This is a genomic window from Variovorax sp. MPBD4-3 (genome assembly GCF_058809745.1).
The window spans coordinates 1-2,405 of sequence record NZ_JBXASW010000128.1 but is presented as its reverse complement, the minus strand read 5'-3'; the positions used below and the strand labels follow the sequence as shown (position 1 = coordinate 2,405).

General features: G+C 67.8%; 1 protein-coding gene. It reads right to left on the bottom strand.

Translation table 11 applies throughout. The features are described 5' to 3' along the window. The coding region (locus AC1RVW_RS30745) for an amino acid adenylation domain-containing protein (protein ID WP_493204512.1) at positions 1 to 2,405 on the bottom strand (2,405 nt) is incomplete at both ends.

Sequence of the window (2,405 nt, the reverse complement as noted above, 5' to 3'; positions counted from 1 at the left end):
AGCCGGCCGCCACCCTCTTCGAACGGGTCGGCGATGAAGCGCTGCGCCGTCAGGCCCGCGCGGTTCAGGTAGCCGCGCGCAAGACCGGCACCCGACACATACAACTCGCCCGCGACACCGGGAGGGATCCGATGCAGATCAGAATCCAGCACATGCATGCTCAGGTCCGGAATGTTCACGCCGACCGGGCTGCGCGGCACCTCGAGATCGAGTGCCGTGATGGGCCGGTAGGTCACGTGGACGGTGGTCTCGGTGATGCCGTACATGTTGATCAGCCTTGGCTGCGCATCGCCGAAGCATTCGATCCACGGCCTCAGGCTTTGCGGCTCCAGCGCTTCACCACCGAAGATCACGTGGCGCAACGACAGGCTGCCCTCCTCGTACAGCCCGCGCGCGGTCATCAACTGGCGGAAGGCGGACGGCGTCTGGTTCAGCACTGTGACGCGCCGCTCGCGCAGCAGCGCCAAAAAGTCGTCGGGTGAGCGGCTGATCCAGAAAGGCACCACCACGAGCTGGCCACCGTGGCACAGTGCACCGAAGATTTCCCAGACCGAGAAGTCGAAGGCATAGGAGTGGAACAAGGTCCACACATCGTCCGCGCCGAAATGGAACCAGTCCTGCGTCGCGCTCAGCAGCCGCACCACCTGTCGATGGCACAACTGGGCGCCCTTGGGCTTGCCGGTGGAACCCGAGGTGTAGATCACATAGGCCAGCTGGTCCGCATGCTGCGGCACGGCCGGATCGTGCGCCGGCCCGGACTGCAGATCGAGCGTGTCCAGCGCGAGCACGCGCACGTCGGGACCGCTGGGCGGCAGGTCAGACTGCACCTCGCTGTGCGTGAGCAGCAACGCGATGCCGCTGTCTTCCATCATGTGGGCCAGGCGATCGGACGGATAGGCCGGGTCCAGCGGCACATAGGCGGCACCAGCCTTCAGGATGGCCAGCAGCGCGACCACCATCTCGATGCCACGCTCCACCGCCAGGCCGACGCGATCCTCGGGCCGCACGCCGAGTGCGACGAGGCGATGCGCCAGGCGGTTCGCCTGCGCATTGAGCTCCGCGTAGCTGAGTCGGTGCTCCCCGTACACCAACGCCGTGGCCTGCGGCCGCGTGCGGGTCTGCTGCTCGAACAGACCGTGCAGCGAAGCGCTGGAAGCCATCGCCGACTGTGCCTGTTCGGCCCCCCAGGCCTGCACGGTGTTGCGTGACGCCACGTCCAGCAGCTCGAGCCCATCCAGGCATGTCGCCTTCGCCTCGACCAGCTGCAGCAGCAATTGCCGCATCCGATCCCCGATCGCCGAGGCGGTCTGCTCGTCGAAACTGTCGCGCATGAACCCGAACTGCAGCACCAGCGTGTCGGCCTGCCGCACAACCAGGGTCATCGGGTAGTTGCTTTCCTCGCTGTGCGCGATGTCACCAAAGCGCAGTCCGCCGGGTGAATTTGCCTTCAGCGCCTGGTCGACCGGATAGTTCTCGAACACGACGATGCTGTCGAACAAGCCCTGCCCGCCACCCTGCCCGGCCCAGCGCTGGATCTCGTGCAGCGGCGTGTGCTCGTGTTCGCGCGAGGCCAGGTTCTGTGCCTGCAGCATTCGCAGCCAGTCGCCCACGGGCCGGCCTGGCTCGATGCCGACGATCATCGGCAGGGTGTTGATGAACAGGCCCAGCACCTGGTCGGCGCCGCGCAGCTCGGTGGGGCGCCCCGCCACCGTGACGCCGAAGCTCACGGTGCGCTGTCCGGTGTGGCGGGCCAGCAGCAACGACCAGGCGGCCTGCACCAGCGTATTCACGGTCACGCGCTCGGCCCGCGCGAAGGCCAGCAGGCGCTGTGTTTCCGAGAGGTCCAGCGTGCGGATGCAGCGGCCGTGTCCCGGCCCCATTTGCGCCGGCTTGGGCAAGGCCTGGCTCAGGTGCGTGGGCACGTCGAGGCGCGCGAGCTGGCCGCGCCAGTAGGCCTCATGTACAGCGGCATCCTGCGCTTGCAGCCATGCAATGTAGTCGCGATAGCGGCCGGGCTGCGGCGGCAGGGCAGCGCCCGCATAGGCGCTCAATACCTCACCCATCAGCCGAGAAAGGCTCCAGCCGTCCAGCAGCAAGTGGTGGGCGGTCCAGACCAGGTGATGGCTGTCCTGCCCGGTGCGGATCGCCAGCAGTCGGGCCAGGGGCGGTTGCGCGAGGTCGAAACCGCGTGCGAGGTCTTCGCTCGCCCAGTCGTCCAGCGCCTGCCGCGGGTTCGCCTCGGCCCGCGCATCGCGCTCCAGCCAGGGCGTCTCCACCTGGCGGGCGACCCACTGCATCGGAGGCTGGGCCATGCTCAGGAAGCCTGTTCGCAGCACGTCATGGCGCTGCACCACCTGCTGCCAGGCGTGCCTGAAGCGCTCCACCTGCAGTCCCTGCACTTCGAT